The 16938-nt window shown below is 50.0% G+C and carries 17 protein-coding genes; 10 read left to right on the top strand and 7 right to left on the bottom strand.

From position 1 onward, the window contains the following. Positions 1-9: 9 nt before the first annotated feature. Entirely contained in the window at positions 10-774 is a 765-nt protein-coding gene (locus tag BZG82_RS11115) for a DeoR/GlpR family DNA-binding transcription regulator (RefSeq protein ID WP_274532487.1), read from the bottom strand. Positions 775-805: 31 nt separating this feature from the next. Continuing rightward, positions 806-1546 carry a glycerophosphodiester phosphodiesterase family protein gene (locus BZG82_RS11110; protein ID WP_077765853.1) on the bottom strand — a complete coding sequence of 247 codons (741 nt, stop codon included), beginning with the start codon at positions 1544-1546 and terminating at the stop codon, positions 806-808. Between the two features lie 276 nt (positions 1547-1822). Here BZG82_RS11110 and ugpB point away from each other — a divergent pair, with 276 nt between their 5' ends. The 7 genes from ugpB (at position 1823) to panP (ending at position 9576) form a co-directional block, all read left to right on the top strand. Beyond that, a complete protein-coding gene (gene ugpB, locus BZG82_RS11105; RefSeq protein WP_077765852.1) occupies positions 1823-3127 on the top strand; it encodes a sn-glycerol-3-phosphate ABC transporter substrate-binding protein UgpB in 1305 nt (434 codons plus the stop codon). 58 nt (positions 3128-3185) lie between these two features. Next, positions 3186-4067 (top strand): sn-glycerol-3-phosphate ABC transporter permease UgpA, encoded by an 882-nt coding sequence (ugpA, locus tag BZG82_RS11100; RefSeq protein ID WP_077456081.1) that lies wholly within the window; start codon positions 3186-3188, stop codon positions 4065-4067. After that, positions 4067-4915: a sn-glycerol-3-phosphate ABC transporter permease UgpE gene (ugpE, locus tag BZG82_RS11095; protein ID WP_077479353.1), complete on the top strand. Its 849-nt coding sequence runs from the start codon at positions 4067-4069 to the stop codon at positions 4913-4915. Before ugpA ends, ugpE begins: the two co-directional genes overlap by 1 nt. Further along, complete coding sequence (gene ugpC / locus BZG82_RS11090) at positions 4916-6019, top strand: sn-glycerol-3-phosphate ABC transporter ATP-binding protein UgpC (RefSeq protein ID WP_077479352.1); 1104 nt, start codon at positions 4916-4918, stop codon at positions 6017-6019. A 15-nt stretch (positions 6020-6034) separates the two neighbouring features. Next, positions 6035-6832: an HAD family hydrolase gene (locus BZG82_RS11085; protein ID WP_077479351.1), complete on the top strand. Its 798-nt coding sequence runs from the start codon at positions 6035-6037 to the stop codon at positions 6830-6832. A gap of 288 nt (positions 6833-7120) precedes the next feature. Then, positions 7121-7642 carry a hypothetical protein gene (locus BZG82_RS11080; protein WP_069587589.1) on the top strand — a complete coding sequence of 174 codons (522 nt, stop codon included), beginning with the start codon at positions 7121-7123 and terminating at the stop codon, positions 7640-7642. A 284-nt stretch (positions 7643-7926) separates the two neighbouring features. Next, positions 7927-9576 (top strand): pyridoxal-dependent aspartate 1-decarboxylase PanP, encoded by a 1650-nt coding sequence (gene panP / locus BZG82_RS11075; RefSeq protein WP_077479349.1) that lies wholly within the window; start codon positions 7927-7929, stop codon positions 9574-9576. A 54-nt stretch (positions 9577-9630) separates the two neighbouring features. Here panP and BZG82_RS11070 read toward each other — a convergent pair whose 3' ends face one another. The 5 genes from BZG82_RS11070 to BZG82_RS11050 all read right to left on the bottom strand — a co-directional run bounded on the left by BZG82_RS11070 (position 9631) and on the right by BZG82_RS11050 (position 13979). After that, entirely contained in the window at positions 9631-10074 is a 444-nt protein-coding gene (locus tag BZG82_RS11070; RefSeq protein ID WP_077479348.1) for a hypothetical protein, read from the bottom strand. A gap of 62 nt (positions 10075-10136) precedes the next feature. Next, on the bottom strand, positions 10137-10610 hold the full coding sequence (locus tag BZG82_RS11065) for a DUF2947 domain-containing protein (protein WP_077479347.1): 474 nt from the start codon (positions 10608-10610) through the stop codon (positions 10137-10139). Positions 10611-10745: 135 nt separating this feature from the next. Further along, a complete protein-coding gene (hutZ, locus tag BZG82_RS11060) occupies positions 10746-11315 on the bottom strand; it encodes a heme utilization protein HutZ (protein ID WP_077479346.1) in 570 nt (189 codons plus the stop codon). Between the two features lie 2 nt (positions 11316-11317). Further along, positions 11318-11851, bottom strand: coding sequence for a heme utilization cystosolic carrier protein HutX (gene hutX / locus BZG82_RS11055; RefSeq protein WP_077479345.1), 534 nt, complete (start codon positions 11849-11851; stop codon positions 11318-11320). Positions 11852-11921: 70 nt separating this feature from the next. Continuing rightward, positions 11922-13979 (bottom strand): TonB-dependent hemoglobin/transferrin/lactoferrin family receptor, encoded by a 2058-nt coding sequence (locus tag BZG82_RS11050; RefSeq protein WP_077765851.1) that lies wholly within the window; start codon positions 13977-13979, stop codon positions 11922-11924. A 203-nt stretch (positions 13980-14182) separates the two neighbouring features. Here BZG82_RS11050 and BZG82_RS11045 point away from each other — a divergent pair, with 203 nt between their 5' ends. The 3 genes from BZG82_RS11045 to BZG82_RS11035 are packed head-to-tail and all read left to right on the top strand — an operon-like array spanning position 14183 to position 16835. Further along, positions 14183-15025 (top strand): heme/hemin ABC transporter substrate-binding protein, encoded by an 843-nt coding sequence (locus BZG82_RS11045; RefSeq protein WP_077479343.1) that lies wholly within the window; start codon positions 14183-14185, stop codon positions 15023-15025. Continuing rightward, the gene (locus BZG82_RS11040; protein WP_077765850.1) at positions 15025-16062 is read left to right on the top strand and encodes a FecCD family ABC transporter permease; all 1038 of its coding nucleotides are present in this window, start codon (positions 15025-15027) and stop codon (positions 16060-16062) included. The genes BZG82_RS11045 and BZG82_RS11040 overlap by 1 nt, the downstream gene beginning before the upstream one ends. Further along, positions 16059-16835, top strand: a complete 777-nt coding sequence (locus BZG82_RS11035; protein ID WP_077765849.1) for a heme ABC transporter ATP-binding protein — start codon at positions 16059-16061, stop codon at positions 16833-16835. The genes BZG82_RS11040 and BZG82_RS11035 overlap by 4 nt, the downstream gene beginning before the upstream one ends. The last annotated feature ends 103 nt before the right edge of the window (positions 16836-16938 follow it).

Below are 16938 nucleotides of genomic sequence, written 5' to 3'. Positions count from 1 at the left end.
TTCAGTATATTAGGCCTCGCCCATCGGCACATCATGATGACACAGTACGCGAGGAATGGTGTCATCCAATCCGGTGTAATTGGTAAAGACACAATCAAACGTCGCAAGCGATGTCACACGAACCGGCGCTTGGCGTTGCCATTTTGAGCGGTCCGCCACCAGCCATCGCGCGGTAGCATTGGCTAAAATCGTCTCACTCACCGCCGCTTCGTCGGGAGTAAACTCGCACGCCCACCCTTGTTCACTGACAGCCGCACAGCCAATAATGGCGATATCAGGCTGAAAACGAGACAAAAATTGGATCACAGAGTGGCCAACCATATCTTGATCATTGGCGCGTAGTTTTCCCCCAGCTAACCATACATCAATATGCGGATTCGCCCCCAAACGATGCGCCACCTTAAGGTTATTAGTCACCACTCGCAGGTCTTTACGAGAAAGCAACTGATCCGCCACCGCCGACGCTGTGGTGCCAATACCTAACATCACGGTGACACCATCAGGGATACGCGCAGCAACCGCCTGAGCAATGGCTTCTTTTTCGCGTGAATGGCTTTGTAAGCGTCGCTGATAGTCGGTATTGGCCAACGCTGCCGGCACACTGATCCCACCATGATGGCGTCGCGCTAACCCGAGTGCGCACAGTTGATTGATATCACGACGAATAGTTTGGGTAGTCACCGAAAACTGGGCCGCCAAGGTATCCGTTTCTAAGTGTTCTACCTCATTGAGCTGGCGCATAATCGCCTGCTGACGTCGGTTTAAATCGGCCACGTCTGTCAACGTATTCCTCTCCTAGATTCGCTCATTCCGTTGGCTCAGAACCTAAATAGTTAGATGGCGCGTCGGTGATCATCATATCGACCCCCCACTCCCAAAGGTGCGCAACCTCTTCTGGGTGATTAGGGGTGTAACATTTAATCTTTAAACCGCACGCTTTAATCGCTTTGGCTTGTACCTCTGTTATGCCGCGATAGTGACAATGGATACTGTAGGTCGCGAGATCTTGATAACGGTGCCAGTCTTCGGGCACCACATCCCATAAAATCGCTCTTGCCACGCTCGGCATCGCCGTTTGACAGTAGGCAAGCGCCTCGAGAGAGAATGAAGAAAGCAGTACCCGCTCGAGTGGGAAACCGGTTTCACTCAGCGTGGCGGCAACCGCATCACACAAACGCGGAATATCTGTTTCAGGGTAAGTTTTTATTTCGATATTGATGTGTAGATCATCGGCAGCCACTTGGGCTAGCACGGCGGCCAAAGTAGGAACGCGCTCGCCTTGATATTGCGTATCAAAATATCCGCCAGCATCGAGCTGCGCAAGCTGGGCATAAGGTGTTTCCCCTAGCCGACCCACACCATTGGTGCAACGACTCAGTGTGTCATCATGAAACACAACGGGTACCCCGTCTTGTGTCAGTTGGACATCGATTTCAACCCATTCCATTCCCCACAAGCGCACTTGGCGAATCGACGCCAAGGTATTTTCAGGAGCATCCGCGGCGACACCCCGGTGGCCACAGAGTTGTTTGGGGCTAATTTTCATTTGAACATTTCTCTTTAGTCAGTAATGGCAGCGCCAATTTGGCACGCAGTGGACGCATTGTCGCCGAACTAGCTTACAGTTTTGTTACTTACAGGTGTCAGATATTTCAGTGTTTTCATGCACAAAGTCTGCGCCTGTTAACAGAGATTTAACCTTAAGTGCGACCCCAGTCAAAAGTCATCAAATCGTCATCTCCCTTTTCATACCCGTTCATATTATGTTCACTTTTGTTCATTAAGTTGCGTCATGTTCACACCCACTCAAAAGGAGTTATGCATGAAAACCCAACGCTTAACCGCGATCTCTTCGGCCCTTCTGTTGGCCTCTTTTTCTGCCAACGCAGCAACCGAAATTGAATGGTGGCACGCGATGGGCGGGAACTTAGGCGAAAAAGTGAATGAAATCGCTGAAAAGTTCAATGCCAGTCAGGATGACTATATTGTTAAACCGGTATACAAGGGCAACTATACCGAAACCATGACCGGCGCCGTCTCTGCGTTCCGCGCCAACAAACAACCTCATATTGTGCAGGTGTTTGAAGTTGGCACCGCGACCATGATGTCAGCAAAAGGCGCCGTCTATCCGGTGTACAAGCTGATGAAAGATGCCAACGAGCCCTTCGATCAATCTGATTATCTTTCGTCTGTCACCGGCTATTATTCGGATGAAGACGGCAACATGCTGTCAATGCCTTTCAATAGCTCAACGCCCGTCCTGTATTACAACAAAGACTTGTTTAAACAAGCCGGTGTTCAGCCTCCTAAAACCTGGGAAGAAGTTGAAACCGCATCGAAAAAGCTCCTCGCGAACGGCGCGAAATGTGGCTTTACCACAGGTTGGCAATCGTGGGTACAAATCGAAAACCTAGGCGCTCGTCACAACGCACCGATTGCGACCAATGACAATGGCTTTGCCGGTATCGACAACAAAATGTTGATCAACAAAGCACCTTTTGTCGATCACATTCAGAAGATGGCCGATTGGCAGCAAGCTGGCATTTTCGAATACGGTGGCCGCCGCTCTGACAGTGCACCACTGTTTTACAGCGGTGAGTGTGCCATGTACATGAACTCATCGGCCTCTTATGCCGGTGTGAAAGAAAGCGTCAAGGACTTCGAGTTTGGCGTTGCAAAACTGCCGTACTGGAACAAAGCGGTCGAGCAGCCACGCAATACCATCATCGGTGGTGCCACTCTATGGGTTCTGCAAGGCCACGAGTCTGAAGAATACAAAGGTGTCGCCCAGTTCTTCTCTTTCCTCTCAAAGCCTGAGATCCAAGCTGATTGGCACCAGTTTACTGGCTACTTACCCATCACCCATGCAGCGTACGAGCTGAGCAAGAAACAAGGCTTCTATGCGCAGAACCCAGGGACTGACATTGCTATCAAGCAAATGACAGAAGTCGAGCCAACCCCTGCATCAAAAGGGATTCGCTTGGGCAACTTCGTGCAGATCCGCGATGTGATCAACGAAGAGCTTGAAACGGTTTGGTCTGGCGACAAATCGGCACAAGAAGCGCTCGACGAAGCGGTTGAGCGTGCCAATGGTCTGCTGTCTAAATTCGCGAAAGCGAACAAATAAGTTAGTTGTTGTATGAAGGAGCGGTGCCTTAGGCCCGCTCCTGTTATTGAGAAAGCCTATGTCCAATAAACCCACATTTAACCATTGTGCGTTTCCAATACTGCTCCTCACGCCTCAGTTATTGATTACGTTTGTCTTCTTTTTATGGCCCGCCGCACAGGCCATTTGGCAATCAACCTTATTAGAGGATCCATTCGGCCTGAGCACCGAATTTGTCGGGGTGGAAAACTTTATCGAACTGCTCGGTGATTCAAGCTACTACGGCTCCTTTTTTACCACGCTGTTTTTTAGTTTTGCCGTCGCAGGCACCGCGTTGATCTCTGCCCTTATCCTCGCAGTCATGGCCGACCGTGTGATTAAAGGCGCCACAGGCTACAAAACATTATTAGTATGGCCCTATGCCGTCGCACCAGCTGTCGCTGGGGTACTGTGGCTCTTTATGTTTAACCCGACCGTCGGTGTATTGGCACATGCGCTGAAAGCGCTGGGGCTAGACTGGAACCCGTTTACCCACTCGGGAGACGCAATGACCATGGTGATCATTGCCGCAACATGGAAGCAGATCAGCTACAACTTTCTGTTTTTCCTCGCAGGGTTGCAGTCTATTCCTCGCTCCTTGATTGAAGCGGCTGCCATTGATGGCGCCGGCCCGGGTAAACGTTTTTTTACCATTATCTTCCCGCTGCTCTCGCCCACCTCTTTCTTCTTACTGGTGGTCAACTTGGTGTATGCCTTTTTCGAAACCTTTGGCGTGATCCATGCCATGACACAAGGTGGCCCGGGACAGTCCACCACCACCTTGGTTTACAAAGTCTACGCCGATGGGTTTGTCGGTCTCAATCTGGGCTCATCAGCAGCGCAATCTGTGGTGCTCATGCTCTTGGTCGGTGCGCTGACCGTTATCCAATTTAAATACGTTGAAAAGAAGGTGGCTTACTGATGGTTGAACGTCGCCCTTGGTTAACTTTTTTCTCGCACTTGGTATTGATGCTGGGTGTTGCGTCAGTGGCCTTGCCAGTATGGCTTGCCCTTACTGCCGCCACGCACGATAGCAGTGCGTTTGTCAGTGGCATGACGCCGCTGTGGTTTGGGGACAAAGGTTTGTCGGTGTTTCAAGAGGTCCTTACTGAAGGCACTTCGCGCGAACTCAAGATCTCGGTCGCTGGCATGTTGTGGAATTCCTTTTTAATGGCGATGGGAATTTCACTGGGCAAGCTGGCCATTTCTATTTTATCGGCCTATGCGGTGGTGTACTTTCGTTTTCCCGGTCGCATGCTGGCTTTTTGGGTGATCTTTATGACCCTGATGCTGCCTGTTGAAGTCCGCATTATGCCCACGTTTCAGGTGATTGCTGACCTCAATATGCTCAACTCAATGCCAGGATTAACCATTCCGTTAATTGCCAGCGCCACTGCCACTTTCTTATTTCGTCAGTTTTTTATGACGGTCCCGGGAGAAATGCTGGAAGCGGCTCGCATCGATGGTGCAGGCCCCTTTAAGTTTTTCAAAGACATTTTATTGCCGCTTTCGCGAACGAATATCGCGGCCTTGTTTGTAATTACCTTTATCTATGGATGGAACCAATACCTTTGGCCCATTTTGATCACCACCGACGATCAGTACTACACCATTGTGATGAGTATTCAACGCATGCTTTCAGTCGGTGATGGTGAAGTGGAATGGAACCGCGTAATGGCGACCACATTGATGGCCATGCTTCCCCCCGTTCTAGTCGTGTTGGGGATGCAAAAGTTGTTTGTAAAAGGTTTGGTGGAGACGGAGAAGTAAATGGCGACGGTAACCCTGAATAACATTAAGAAAACGTACCCAAACGGGTTTAAAGCAATTCATGGCATTGATTTAGCCATAGACGATGGCGAGATGATCGTGCTCGTCGGTCCGAGTGGGTGCGGTAAATCGACCTTGCTACGCATGATTGCCGGTCTGGAAGGGATCTCGCAAGGCGATCTGATTATCGACCAGAAAAAGGTCAACGACTTGGAGCCCGGCGAACGTGATATCGCAATGGTGTTTCAAAACTACGCGCTCTATCCGCATATGAGTGTGTTCGACAACATGGCCTATGGCTTGCGTAACCGCGGAACACCAAAGGACAAAATCCAGCAATTGGTCCAAGAAGTTGCGACCATGCTTGAACTCGACCACTTACTAGACAGACGCCCAAATCAACTCTCTGGCGGCCAACGCCAACGTGTTGCCATGGGCCGCGCCATTGTGCGTCGACCAAAAGTCTTCTTGTTCGATGAGCCGCTGTCAAACCTGGATGCAAAACTGCGGGTACAAATGCGGCTCGAGATCAAAAGCCTACAACGTAAGCTGAATACCACGGCGGTGTACGTCACCCACGATCAGGTCGAAGCCATGACGTTAGCCGACCGCTTGGTGGTCCTTAATGGTGGCAACGTCGAGCAAATTGGTACGCCAATCGAGGTTTATGACGCACCGGCAAGCTTGTTTGTCGCCACCTTTATTGGCTCACCCGCCATGAACATTGTTGCTGGAAGCCTCGAGCACGGTCAGCTCAATATCGGCGCACACACACTGGCAACCTGTGATGTGGTAGGTCATCAATCCGTCTCTGTTGGGTTACGGCCAGAACACTTGAAAGTAGTCGATGCGAGCAAAGCATTGTTCACCATGACGGTAACCCTCACCGAGTCACTCGGTGCAGATTTACTGGTTTATGGACACATACGTGACACCAACAGCTTGCTGACGCTCCGCCTTGAAGGCCATACCAAAGTGAAAGAAGGCGATCAGTTGCCGCTGACGATAGCTGCTCACAACCTGCATGTATTCGACGGTGAGCATGGCAAGCGACTGGATGTCACCTTACAACAACCAGAACGTCAGATTGAGACGGTATCCTAACATCGGAGTATCCCCATGACCGCCCCTTTGCCGATTGCTCAATTGTCACAGTCTGCTGCAGACTGGCGTGATCTGCGTTGGTTGCTAACAGACGTGGACGACACGCTCACTTGGCAGGGGGCGCTGCCTTGGCAAACGTTACAAGCACTCACCCAACTTCGCGATGCGGGAATCCGCGTGATACCGGTAACGGGGGCATGTGCAGGATGGTGTGATCATATTGCGAATGCATGGCCCGTTGACGCCGTGATTGGAGAAAATGGTGCATTCGTGATGCAGCGTCAAAACGGAACCTTAAACACCACCATCAATCGCGCGGCCCAGCAAGCACAGGCAGAATTACTCGCTTTCGTACAAACGCTTTTATCTCAGTATCCGGCACGGTGCATTGCCAGCGATCAAGCCTACCGTGTCGCAGAAGTGGCGATTGATATCGGTCAGCACACTCCGGCTGCGCCAAAGGATGAAATCCGAGCCCTTCTTGATGCGCTCCACGCCTATGGTGCCAATGCGACAGCAAGCTCCATTCATATCAATGCCTGGGTGGGTGATCACAGTAAGAAGGTATCGAGTTTTTGCTATTTAGCCGAGCAAGGCTTATCCGGTAAACAATACAGTGAACAGGTTGCGTTTATTGGCGACTCGCTAAATGACAGCCAAATGTTCGCTTCGTTTCCCTTGAGCGTCGGCGTCGCGAATATCGCGCACCATTTACCCTCACTGTCCCATCCCCCGCAGTGGATCACCACCCAACCGGGCGGTTTTGGCTTCGCGGAATTTGCGCACCAACTTCTCACTCTCAAGCGTCAATAACCGGCTAACCGAAGGCGCGCTATGTCGGGATAATAGGACGCAATTTGATATCGTTCGGACGAAAAATCACCACTAAATCTGCGACCTGCCTCATACCTAGCTCGACAGATGACTTTTTATATCAATGTTTTATTTAACTTTAACAAAGGCTCGTTCTACAATGTCGCCCGTTAACGTTTAAACTAACGCCCAAAACCTCACGTATCGCTCGCGGTTATGTCGCCCTGTCACCACCAACTGTGGCAGTGAAATGCATAGAGCGATGATAATAACGATAAGGATAATGTTATGAAACGCTATGCCCTAGCGCTGTTAGCAGCGGTAATGCCAGCGATGTCACAGGCGGCTCCCGTCGAGAATGCGGATTGTTATACCGCCAAATACCACGATTACGTTGACGCCTCGATCAACTGGTACCAAGATTTAGTATCCTTGACCGTCAGTAAAGACGAGTCGTTAAAAGACGTTGCCGATTGGTTCTTACGTGGCCGAGAAAACCATTTTAAGCTCAACGCACAAGCCTTTGACTATTATCTCAGCAACGATACCGCCAAGCTAAGCCTCGATGCCCCGGTTGAATCTTGGCTGCAACTCACGCAAGAAGACGTCAAAGCCCTTTCACAATCATCATTGCCACCGGCTAAGCTCGCCAAAGAAGTCTTTGAGTTTCGCCAAGGCGAGGCCATGGAAGGGAACTATGCGCTGCGCAGTGCACTTGCTGACTTGCTCAGCCATCCCAAAGAAATTGATACCGCGCTTAATCAGTACAACAACCAAATGGCCGCGATTAATCAGCGCCAGTGTAAATAGTCTGTACGCTTAAACGCCACCTAGTTTTGAATGGTTGCAGGCAGAGCCGGTTCACTCCGGCTCTTTGTCCATCTACCGGTGAACAAAGCACGACGTCATTTCGCTTTCACTCCCCTACGCATTAGGGATAACACCTTGCTGACTGATAAAAAAAGCCTGATGCTAGCCGGTTTTTTTGCTATGTTGTGGCCATTTCTCAGCAAGTGCTCTCGTGACCATCAGTGACCCTGTCACTTAATGATGGCCAATCTTGAACTGCGAAGCAGATACAAAAGAAGAATTCCATGGCAACACAAAACAAAGCTGCGGACGCCACACCGGAAACGCTGCACCGGATTTTTACTGTTCCAGAAGCGCCCGATTCAACACTGAGCAAAATCGAGCAAGAGATCTCGCAAAACCTCAATCGATTTTTGCAAAACCATATTGCCGCCAGCGATCGCTCTTTGGCAGATATTGAAAGTGACTTTAGTGATCCGACGATCCCTGAAGATCCTGCGTTTGTGTCCGACCATACCCAGTTTTTGCTCGATAAATTGGTCGCACAGTCTGTACATACTTCCTCGCCGCGATTTATCGGTCACATGACATCGGCGCTGCCGTACTTTTTGATGCCGTTATCTAAAATTATGATCGGGCTAAATCAAAATACGGTGAAAATCGAAACATCGAAGGCCTTTACGCCATTGGAGCGTCAAGTCTTGGGCATGTTGCATAACTTGATTTACGGCCAAGACGATGCCTTCTACCAAAGCTGGATGCACAGTGCTAACCACTCTTTAGGGGCATTTTGTTCGGGAGGCACCATTGCCAATATGACCGCCCTTTGGGTCGCCCGTAACAATGTATTGAAACCAGACGGTGATTTTCCCGGCATTCATAAAGCGGGACTATTCAGTGCCATGCGCCATTATGGCTACCAAGATCTGGCCATATTGGTGTCTGAGCGCGGTCATTATTCTCTCGGCAAAGCCGCCGACGTATTAGGCATCGGTCGAGACCAGCTGATTTCTATTCCTGCTGATGGCAATAACCGCATTTGCATTGATGCACTGGAAGAGAAAATTGTTGAGCTTAACCAAGCCAATATCAAGCCAATTGCGATTGTCGGTGTCGCAGGGACCACAGAAACAGGCAACATTGATCCGCTTAATGCCCTCGCAGATATTGCCGAACGTGAAGGGATCCACTTCCACGTCGATGCGGCTTGGGGAGGTGCGACCTTGATGTCAAATAATCAGCGACATAAGTTAGCGGGCATTGAACGGGCCGACTCCGTCACCATTGATGCGCATAAGCAACTCTATGCGCCTATGGGTGCCGGTATGGTGCTGTTTAAAGACCCGTCTCTCGTCGCATCGATTGAGCATCACGCTGAATACATTTTGCGTAAGGGTTCAAAAGATTTGGGCAGCCACACGCTTGAGGGCTCACGGAGTGGAATGGCGATGCTGGTGTTCGCATGTATGAACATTATCTCGCGACGTGGTTATGAGTTGTTGATCGATCAGAGCATCGATAAAGCCTCTCATTTTGCACGCATGATTGACGCTCACTCTGACTATGAGCTAATTTCTGAGCCCGAGTTATGCCTACTCACCTATCGTTTTGTGCCTCAACGTGTTCAAGCGGCGCTTGCGATTGCCAGTGATGAACAGGTCGATTTGATGCACGACCTGCTCAACGATCTGACCCAATTTATTCAAAAACGTCAGCGCGAGTGCGGCAACACCTTTGTGTCACGGACGCGTCTCACCCCAGAGCAGTGGCAACGTCGCACCACCACGGTTTTCCGCGTGGTATTGGCCAACCCTCTTACGACCCATGACATTCTCCATGAGGTGTTAGAAGAGCAAGCCCGCATTGCAAAGCAGAGCGAATTTGCCTATCCGCGCCTGATGACACTGGCCGAAAGCATTCTCAAAGCGTGTTAACCCATTGCAATGATGCTGGGTAAGAGACAAAAGGCAGTCATCGACTGCCTTTTGTTATTTGAGCGGTCCCGTTTTCGGGGGATCGGTCGATTGTAAACAGTGTGTTTGGCCCAAGGCTAACTCCCGCTCATGTTCAATTTGCAGTCTCGCTTGCCGCCATTGCATCAGCACTTGCGATTCGTTCATGGCCTTGCCGGGCTCAGAAAACAAAAAGCGCTGCAGGGTGTGATTGAACTCATGCGTGTTTTCCTGTTCATCATAGGTCACCCCCATTAGCTCAAATGCACGCGCTTTCTCTCTGTCTGTGCCGATCACAGTATACCGCTGCGCAATATCTAAAGTGTTGTCGTATCGACAATGGACCAGAGCTTGTTGCGCACCACGCAATTCTTCATTAAGGCCAATGGTGCTGTAATTACGCCATAAGTCAGAAAACTGCGGTACCGCGCAGCCGGTTACGGCCAGCGATACACTTAAAATAATCACCTTTTTAATCATGACCTGTCCCTGATTGACCCTGACTTCACTGATGACCTAAAACAATGCAATTTAAATGCCGACTAAGACTGGCGCGTTCCGATAACCACCTCTCCCGATTGCTCAAACATGGCCACCTCTTTACGGCGGCGGCCAAGCAAGATGGGTTTATCATCATAGAATAGAAAGTTCTTCCAATATTTTTTAAAGATTCCCCAGCGAGACTCCACGACATTGTGTTTGTCGTAACAAAAATAGATCACAATGTTGTCCTCCCAGGGGAAATGCGCCAAGAACTCATCAGGAAGATCCTCATCATTATCCCATGCGCTCTGCCATACCAAGCGGTTTTTCCAAACGCTTTGGTGAGTTGGCCAATCTTGTTTGCCAAAATGATCGGGCGTAGGACTGTCTTTACTGACAAATTCTTGCCATAGCTGTCCAGCACGGGCCTCCGTCATGGGTTTAATTTCGGCGAGATCGCTCTCTGCAATCGGTAATGATTGATGGGTGAAGATCCACTTGCGCTTATAGTCGGATAAAGGGATGTAGTTCATGGTGTTGTTCGTTATCACATTGGCGTAAGACGCCACTTTACCATATCCACGGATCGGTTGTTACTGACGCGCTCGCATACAAAAACGGCAATGCGCGAGGCATTGCCGTGAATGACTAAATAGCAGTGGTTAATGTTAACTGTTTACCGCAATCTCGTCGGTTGATTTAATGTCTTCATCGCTACCCACTTTGCGGTGGCCTTGATCAAGGTGAACCATTCCCACTAAATCATCATTGCTCACTTGGAACGCTTGACCAAACCCTTTTACGTACAAGCCATTTTCTGGCACCAAGCGGAATAAGCGAAAGTCTTCCAACCCACTTAAGTTACCAATAATGTCACCAAAGCGTGCTTTCAATGCCTCAATACCTGCATGCCACGCCTCAGTATTGCGCGTCACCATCTCGGCTTGAGCGTCAAAGCTGAGTCGTTGACGAGCAAAAATCTGCTTCGCGCTGCCCTCATCTTCGATCATCATCAAAGACAGGTTGGGGTTTTCTTGCAGGTTACGGGCATGACGAGCAATTTCACTGATCAAGATATAAAAGCCATCTTCGCGCTGGGCAAAAGGGGCATAACTGACATTGGGTTTGCCTTGCGCGTCGAGTGTTGCAAGCTGCAGGGTACGGCAGTTTGCACGAAATTCTTTAATTTCAGGGCCAAGACGGTTTTGTAGGCGCTCTTGTTTAGTAGCTTGATCCATGATTATTGCTCCGATTCTGTCAATTGAGAGGTTGCCAACTGCGTTTTTAGTTGATTGAAGGCTTCAATCTGATGTTCGAGAAGCTGACGCTTTTCGTCACGCCCCAAGTAAATTTTGAAAATTGACTCACCTTGTTCGGTGAAAAAGCCGATGTAGTGGGTTACTTTGCCGCGAAAAGGCTTACTGACAAATGCAATACCCGCCATGCGCTCTAGCTTTAGGTGGCCATGCATTTCGCCCGGCTTTCCCATTAAGTTGTAGTAGCCATAAGCGATCTTGCCTTTAGGGAAAGGCGCCTTCACTTCAAATATCGAGCCGCCAGAATGCACGATCGCGGTCACCGGACCGCCCCACTCGGCCACTTGACTTAACACCGTTTCGGCGTGTTGCCCATCTACCCAGGTTTGATACTCGGATGGCATCGCGCGTACCACCTCACCTTCACTGACACCCAGCGTATTCGCCATATCCGCGGGCAGCATAGAGGCGTTCTCGGTGAGTAAGGCATTGACTTGCTCGGTCAATGTAGTTGTCATGGTTTACTCCCAGCCTATTGTTATCGTTTTCTGTTGGGCAGGGACAACCCTGCCCATGTTTAGTGATTGATTAAAATTGATAGCGAACGTTGAGTTTAATATCCCGACCCGGTGAGGCGACTTCAGACCACGCCGTGGTGTAATACTCATCGGTGAGGTTTTCGATCGCGAGATCAAACTTCACACCATCCCAAGCACCTTTAGGGCTATAGCTTGCATACAGGTCCCACAATGTATAACCGTCATAGGTCTTCTGATCGGGGTTCTCGTTTTGATCCGCGTAATGAGACACTCGCGCACCCAAGTTCACCGGTAACGTCGCTAAACGATAATCCGTTTCCGCGACCAGTTTATGTGCGGGAATTTGCTCCAAGTAACGGCCATCCGCTTTATCCTTGCCTTCCATTTGGCTATAGCTCAAATCGTTTTTAAACTGACCATATTCATGATGGAAGCTCAGCTCTACCCCCTCCAATTTGGCATTGCTTACATTCTGGCGGGTGGTGGTCGCTCCCATAAAATCCACGTTCATTTCGATAAAATCTTCGACATCATTGCGGAAAACACGCGCATCGATATAGCCACTATCCAGATAAGCCATCGGAGCAAACTGATAGGTCAGCGCTAATTCTTTGTTTGCACTGTGTTCAGGCTTAAGGTTTGGATTAGGGACAAAACGGTTAATCAGTTTTGAAGGTCCCATCGGCACCACAAAATGGGTTCCACTGGCATACATTTCCTCTAAACTTGGCGCGCGAAAAGCTTCCTGATAGCTTGCCGTCAACGCCAACTGTTCGGTCACATTCCACGTCAGTGCAGTAGATGGTGACCATTGGCTGTCACTGGCATCCTCAATGGTTGATGTTGCTCGCGTGTCTTCATTTTTGTAATCGTCAAATCGCAGACCGGCAGTCCATTGCCAAGCTTCTGCAAGCGGAATCTCTAGCTGACCAAACACGCCAATGCTTCGCGCTTTCGCATCTTGTCCCTCAGGGCGCTCTCCCGGCGCACTTTTATCGTCACGCTGAGTTTGGTAGTGATCGAGATAACCATCAAATCCTGCGATAAATTCAATATCGTTGAATTGAGCACGATTGGTGAGTGACAATCCTAAGGTTTGCATTTGGTTGTCATCATGCTCATCGGTTGCGACACGATATTCTTGCATTTGCGTATCGTTCCAATAGACACGAGATGAAAGGTCAACCCAATCATTCATTGGTGTGTATTGATACGCTACAGCAAGGCTTTGGTCTTGAGTTTGGCGATGCACCAATGGATAGTTACTTGACGGGTCTTGAACCGAGGGATTCGACGGTGACATGGCATCACGGTCGCCTTGGCGCGCCGAGAAAGTCCACTGGTGCACAAGAGACGGTGTATAAGTGACCTTCGCAAGTCCTCCTTTCTCACGACTCGCGGAGTAGGATAAAGCTTTACCATTGCCCAGTTGATTGTCATCAGCATCGTGATAATAGCTCTGCACTAGCCAATCAATCTTATCCGTGCGCCCAAATACAGCGCCACTCGTACGCGATGCATTGTCGTTACTGTGGAAACCTTGCTTCAAGTAGCCACCAATATCTTGGTCAGCATCCAAGAAGTCTTGAGCAGATTTGGTGTTTTGCGCAACAATCCCACCAATCGCTCCTGAACCCCACACTGTGCTCGCGGGACCGCGAACAACATCAACAGTCTTGAGTAACTCCGGGTCGATAAACAAGCTTGAGCGATGCCCCAGAGAGAAATTCTGGCGTACACCATCAATCAGTTGGACCACGCGTCCGTTATCACTACTGAGCCCTCTAATCACTATGGCTTGTGATTCATCTCGCCCGCCACCGGCAATGGTTACATTGGGCAAATGGCGAATCAGATCCGCCACACTGGTTCCCTGCCGCTTTTCAATCTCTTCGAGTGATACCGTGCTCACAGCAGCAGCGCCGTTCGCTTTTTGTGCGTCAATGCGGCTCGCATACACCGATATAACGTCTGATGACGAATCCTCCGTGTTTTGCGTATCCGCAAACGCCGAAGGAATAAATGCCAATGTGCCAAGGGCAGCACCAATAGCAAGTTTGATCGCAGAAGGCATGAATAGGTTTGAGACATCCGTTTTTACCAGCATGGGTCTTCCTGTGCGTTAATTACAAATGAGAATCATGAACAATTTGGCAGGATTGTATTGATCATTAATGGCAATGTAAACGATAATTGCTCGTAATTAGGTTTGTAACTCATAATTACATTCCTGTTCGCTAACAGTGTGTAATGGACAGACGTCGAGCATTGCACTCACATTGACTGGTTTAATAAATAAAGGAATTCATCATGGCAACTGCCGCGGTTAGACTGCTTGCCCTCGTCTCTGCACTACTCTCACTCTCAGTCACAGCATCACCACGCATAGTCAGCGCAGGGGCTGGTGTAACAGACTTACTGGTTGAATTAGGCGCGACAGAACAGATAGTTGGCATTGATGTCACCAGCCATCTTCCGAACAAAGAAGTGCCGAATGTCGGCTACCACCGCCAACTTGCCGTCGAAGGTGTGCTGTCTTTATCACCGACTCTAGTCGTAGGCTCAGATGAAATGGGCCCTACCCCGGTTTTGGAGAAAATCGAAGCGTCAGGGGTAACCGTGGCTCGACTGTCTAGTGAACCCAGCGTCGAGACACTCAAAACACGGATTAAAAAAGTCGCGAGCCTGACTCATACAGAGTCCAAAGCCGCAGCCTTACTGGCCGATATAGACACCAAGCTTGCGACATTGAGAGCGCATGCCCCTAAAACCTCGCTCAAAGGTGTCTTTCTTTTGGTTCACCAAGGACGTCCTGCCAGTGTCGCGGGAGCCAATACCTCACCGGATACCTTGTTGTCGCTGATGGGTGCGACTAACCCTGCCGCCGCGGCGCTCAGTAGCTATAAACCACTGTCGCCAGAAGCGTTACTTGGCTTTGATCCAGACTTTATCTTGGTCATGCAGCGTTCTCTCGACCAGCTAGGCGGTGTTGAAGGGCTCGCTGATGCCGTGCCTTTACTCAATGCCACGCGCGCATTCCAACAGCAGCGAATTATTCCAATTGACGGCAGTGTATTAGTGGGAGGGCTTAGCTTGAAATCACTGGATGAAGCCATTCGTATTCAGCGCGCTGTCGTTGGAGAGAACGACTAATGCAAGCGTCTTTTCGATCCTCACAGTCGCATGTTTTTCCGGCGCTCATCGTCGCACTTGTCGTCGTAGGGATAACATCTATTGCGGTGGGACAATGGCAACTTGGCTGGCTGACCAGTTTACAGAGCTTAACCCCTTGGCATGACAATATTGAGCCGCATGTACTCGCCATCGTTCAACAAGTTCGATTACCTCGAACCTTGCTGTGTATTTTTATCGGTGCATTACTCGCCGTTTGCGGCACTTTGATGCAGGGGCTTTTCCGCAACCCGCTCGCTGACCCGGGTATTATCGGTGTCTCTGGCGGCGCATCATTAGGAGGCGCACTGGGCTTGCTATTGCTCTCTTGGGGCAGTATCGAGGCCAGCTTTGTGTTTTCGGTGCCTGCCTTTGCGTTTATCGGTGCACTACTGGCGACCCTATTTGTATACAGAGTTGGCACAACGGCCATGGGCAGTTCGGTAACCATCATGTTGCTAGCGGGCATTGCGATCAGTGCTTTGTCCGGCGCTGCATTAGGCTTGATTAACTATGTTGCGGATAATCAAACGTTACGAGACATCGCCCTTTGGTCGATGGGGTCACTGACCGGTGCGACTTGGGGACAGATTGTTCTCACTGGCATCGCTGCATGCTTACTCACGGTATTTGCCTACCAGCGCGCACGCCACTTAAATGCCCTTTTGCTCGGTGAAAACGAAGCGGCGTATTTGGGCATTGATGTACACCATTTAAAACGCCTACTCATTGTTGTGACCGCGGCGGGAATGGGCATTGCGGTAAGTGCTGCCGGTCTTATCGGCTTTGTGGGTCTAGTGATCCCACACATTGGACGTTTAATTGCCGGCCCGGATCATCGCACACTGGTGCCCTTATCAGCCATTCTTGGTGCCCTGTTACTGACCTTGGCCGACATTGTTGCCCGTGTCATTGTCGCACCCGCCGAATTGCCGGTTGGCATTATTACCGCCCTAATGGGGGCTCCTTTCTTTCTATGGCTTCTTATTCAACAACGAAAAGCAGTGGTTCACGAATGACAGATTCTGCCCTTCAAATCTCCAAGCTCAGCTATGCGCTTAACGGCCGTCAACTGCTAAGCGAGATTGATCTCGCCTTTACTGCCGGCCAGTTACACGTTTTACTCGGGCCGAATGGTGCGGGGAAAAGTACACTGTTAAAGCAATTGATTAGCGACAAACATCAACATGGCAGTGTGCAGTTTTGGCAACAGCCAAAAAGCCAGTGGCAAGGCGAAGAATTTGCCCGACGAGTTGCCTTCCTTCCCCAACATAGCGGGCTCACGTTTGCATTCTCCGCACAAGAAGTGGTCGAGATGGGGGCGACACCACTAAAGGCAAACCGAGAAAAGATCGCGGCCCTTGCCAACGAGCAACTAACGGCATGGGATATTAGCCATCTTGCTCATCGACCGTATCCGATTTTGTCTGGCGGTGAAAAACAACGCGTACACATGGCGCGCGTGTCATTACAGCTGGCACAAACCGCACCGGATCAAGCGATTCTGATGCTGGATGAACCCACTTCGGCCTTAGATATTACCCATCAACATTACACCCTAAAGCGCTGTCGAGCACTCGCTGACCAAGGAATGACAGTACTCGTAGTGTTGCACGACCTGAATTTGGCGGCGCAATACGCCGATCAACTGCATTTTCTGAAAGCAGGTCGAATCGTCCTATCCGGCGATCCGTGGCAGTGTTTTAGTAGTGATAGAGTGGCAGATATCTACCAATACCCTCTGACCGTATTGACGCACCCAGAGCATAACTGCCCACTGATCGTGTCTTAATTGACAAATACATCATAGCTGGCTCACAAAACCGCCTGTTGGTCCGTTTTCGCTGATCAGACCAATTGCGAGTGTGCGCCAACCTAAGTAAACTGAGAGCGCA

It is taken from the genome of Salinivibrio sp. PR5 (assembly GCF_001996085.1).
Classification (GTDB): Bacteria; Pseudomonadota; Gammaproteobacteria; order Enterobacterales; family Vibrionaceae; genus Salinivibrio; species Salinivibrio proteolyticus.
This window is presented reverse-complemented; position numbering and strand designations above follow the sequence as displayed.

What these genes read in the sequence shown, in the direction of transcription:
- BZG82_RS11110 (WP_077765853.1), bottom strand. Translation starts at nt 1,546, where the DNA reads ATGAAAATTAGCCCCAAACAACTCTGTGGCCACCGGGGTGTCGCCGCG.
- ugpB (WP_077765852.1), top strand. Translation starts at nt 1,823, where the DNA reads ATGAAAACCCAACGCTTAACCGCGATCTCTTCGGCCCTTCTGTTGGCC.
- ugpA (WP_077456081.1), top strand. Translation starts at nt 3,186, where the DNA reads ATGTCCAATAAACCCACATTTAACCATTGTGCGTTTCCAATACTGCTC.
- ugpE (WP_077479353.1), top strand. Translation starts at nt 4,067, where the DNA reads ATGGTTGAACGTCGCCCTTGGTTAACTTTTTTCTCGCACTTGGTATTG.
- ugpC (WP_077479352.1), top strand. Translation starts at nt 4,916, where the DNA reads ATGGCGACGGTAACCCTGAATAACATTAAGAAAACGTACCCAAACGGG.
- BZG82_RS11085 (WP_077479351.1), top strand. Translation starts at nt 6,035, where the DNA reads ATGACCGCCCCTTTGCCGATTGCTCAATTGTCACAGTCTGCTGCAGAC.
- BZG82_RS11080 (WP_069587589.1), top strand. Translation starts at nt 7,121, where the DNA reads ATGAAACGCTATGCCCTAGCGCTGTTAGCAGCGGTAATGCCAGCGATG.
- panP (WP_077479349.1), top strand. Translation starts at nt 7,927, where the DNA reads ATGGCAACACAAAACAAAGCTGCGGACGCCACACCGGAAACGCTGCAC.
- BZG82_RS11070 (WP_077479348.1), bottom strand. Translation starts at nt 10,074, where the DNA reads ATGATTAAAAAGGTGATTATTTTAAGTGTATCGCTGGCCGTAACCGGC.
- BZG82_RS11065 (WP_077479347.1), bottom strand. Translation starts at nt 10,610, where the DNA reads ATGAACTACATCCCTTTATCCGACTATAAGCGCAAGTGGATCTTCACC.
- hutZ (WP_077479346.1), bottom strand. Translation starts at nt 11,315, where the DNA reads ATGGATCAAGCTACTAAACAAGAGCGCCTACAAAACCGTCTTGGCCCT.
- hutX (WP_077479345.1), bottom strand. Translation starts at nt 11,851, where the DNA reads ATGACAACTACATTGACCGAGCAAGTCAATGCCTTACTCACCGAGAAC.
- BZG82_RS11050 (WP_077765851.1), bottom strand. Translation starts at nt 13,979, where the DNA reads ATGCTGGTAAAAACGGATGTCTCAAACCTATTCATGCCTTCTGCGATC.
- BZG82_RS11045 (WP_077479343.1), top strand. Translation starts at nt 14,183, where the DNA reads ATGGCAACTGCCGCGGTTAGACTGCTTGCCCTCGTCTCTGCACTACTC.
- BZG82_RS11040 (WP_077765850.1), top strand. Translation starts at nt 15,025, where the DNA reads ATGCAAGCGTCTTTTCGATCCTCACAGTCGCATGTTTTTCCGGCGCTC.
- BZG82_RS11035 (WP_077765849.1), top strand. Translation starts at nt 16,059, where the DNA reads ATGACAGATTCTGCCCTTCAAATCTCCAAGCTCAGCTATGCGCTTAAC.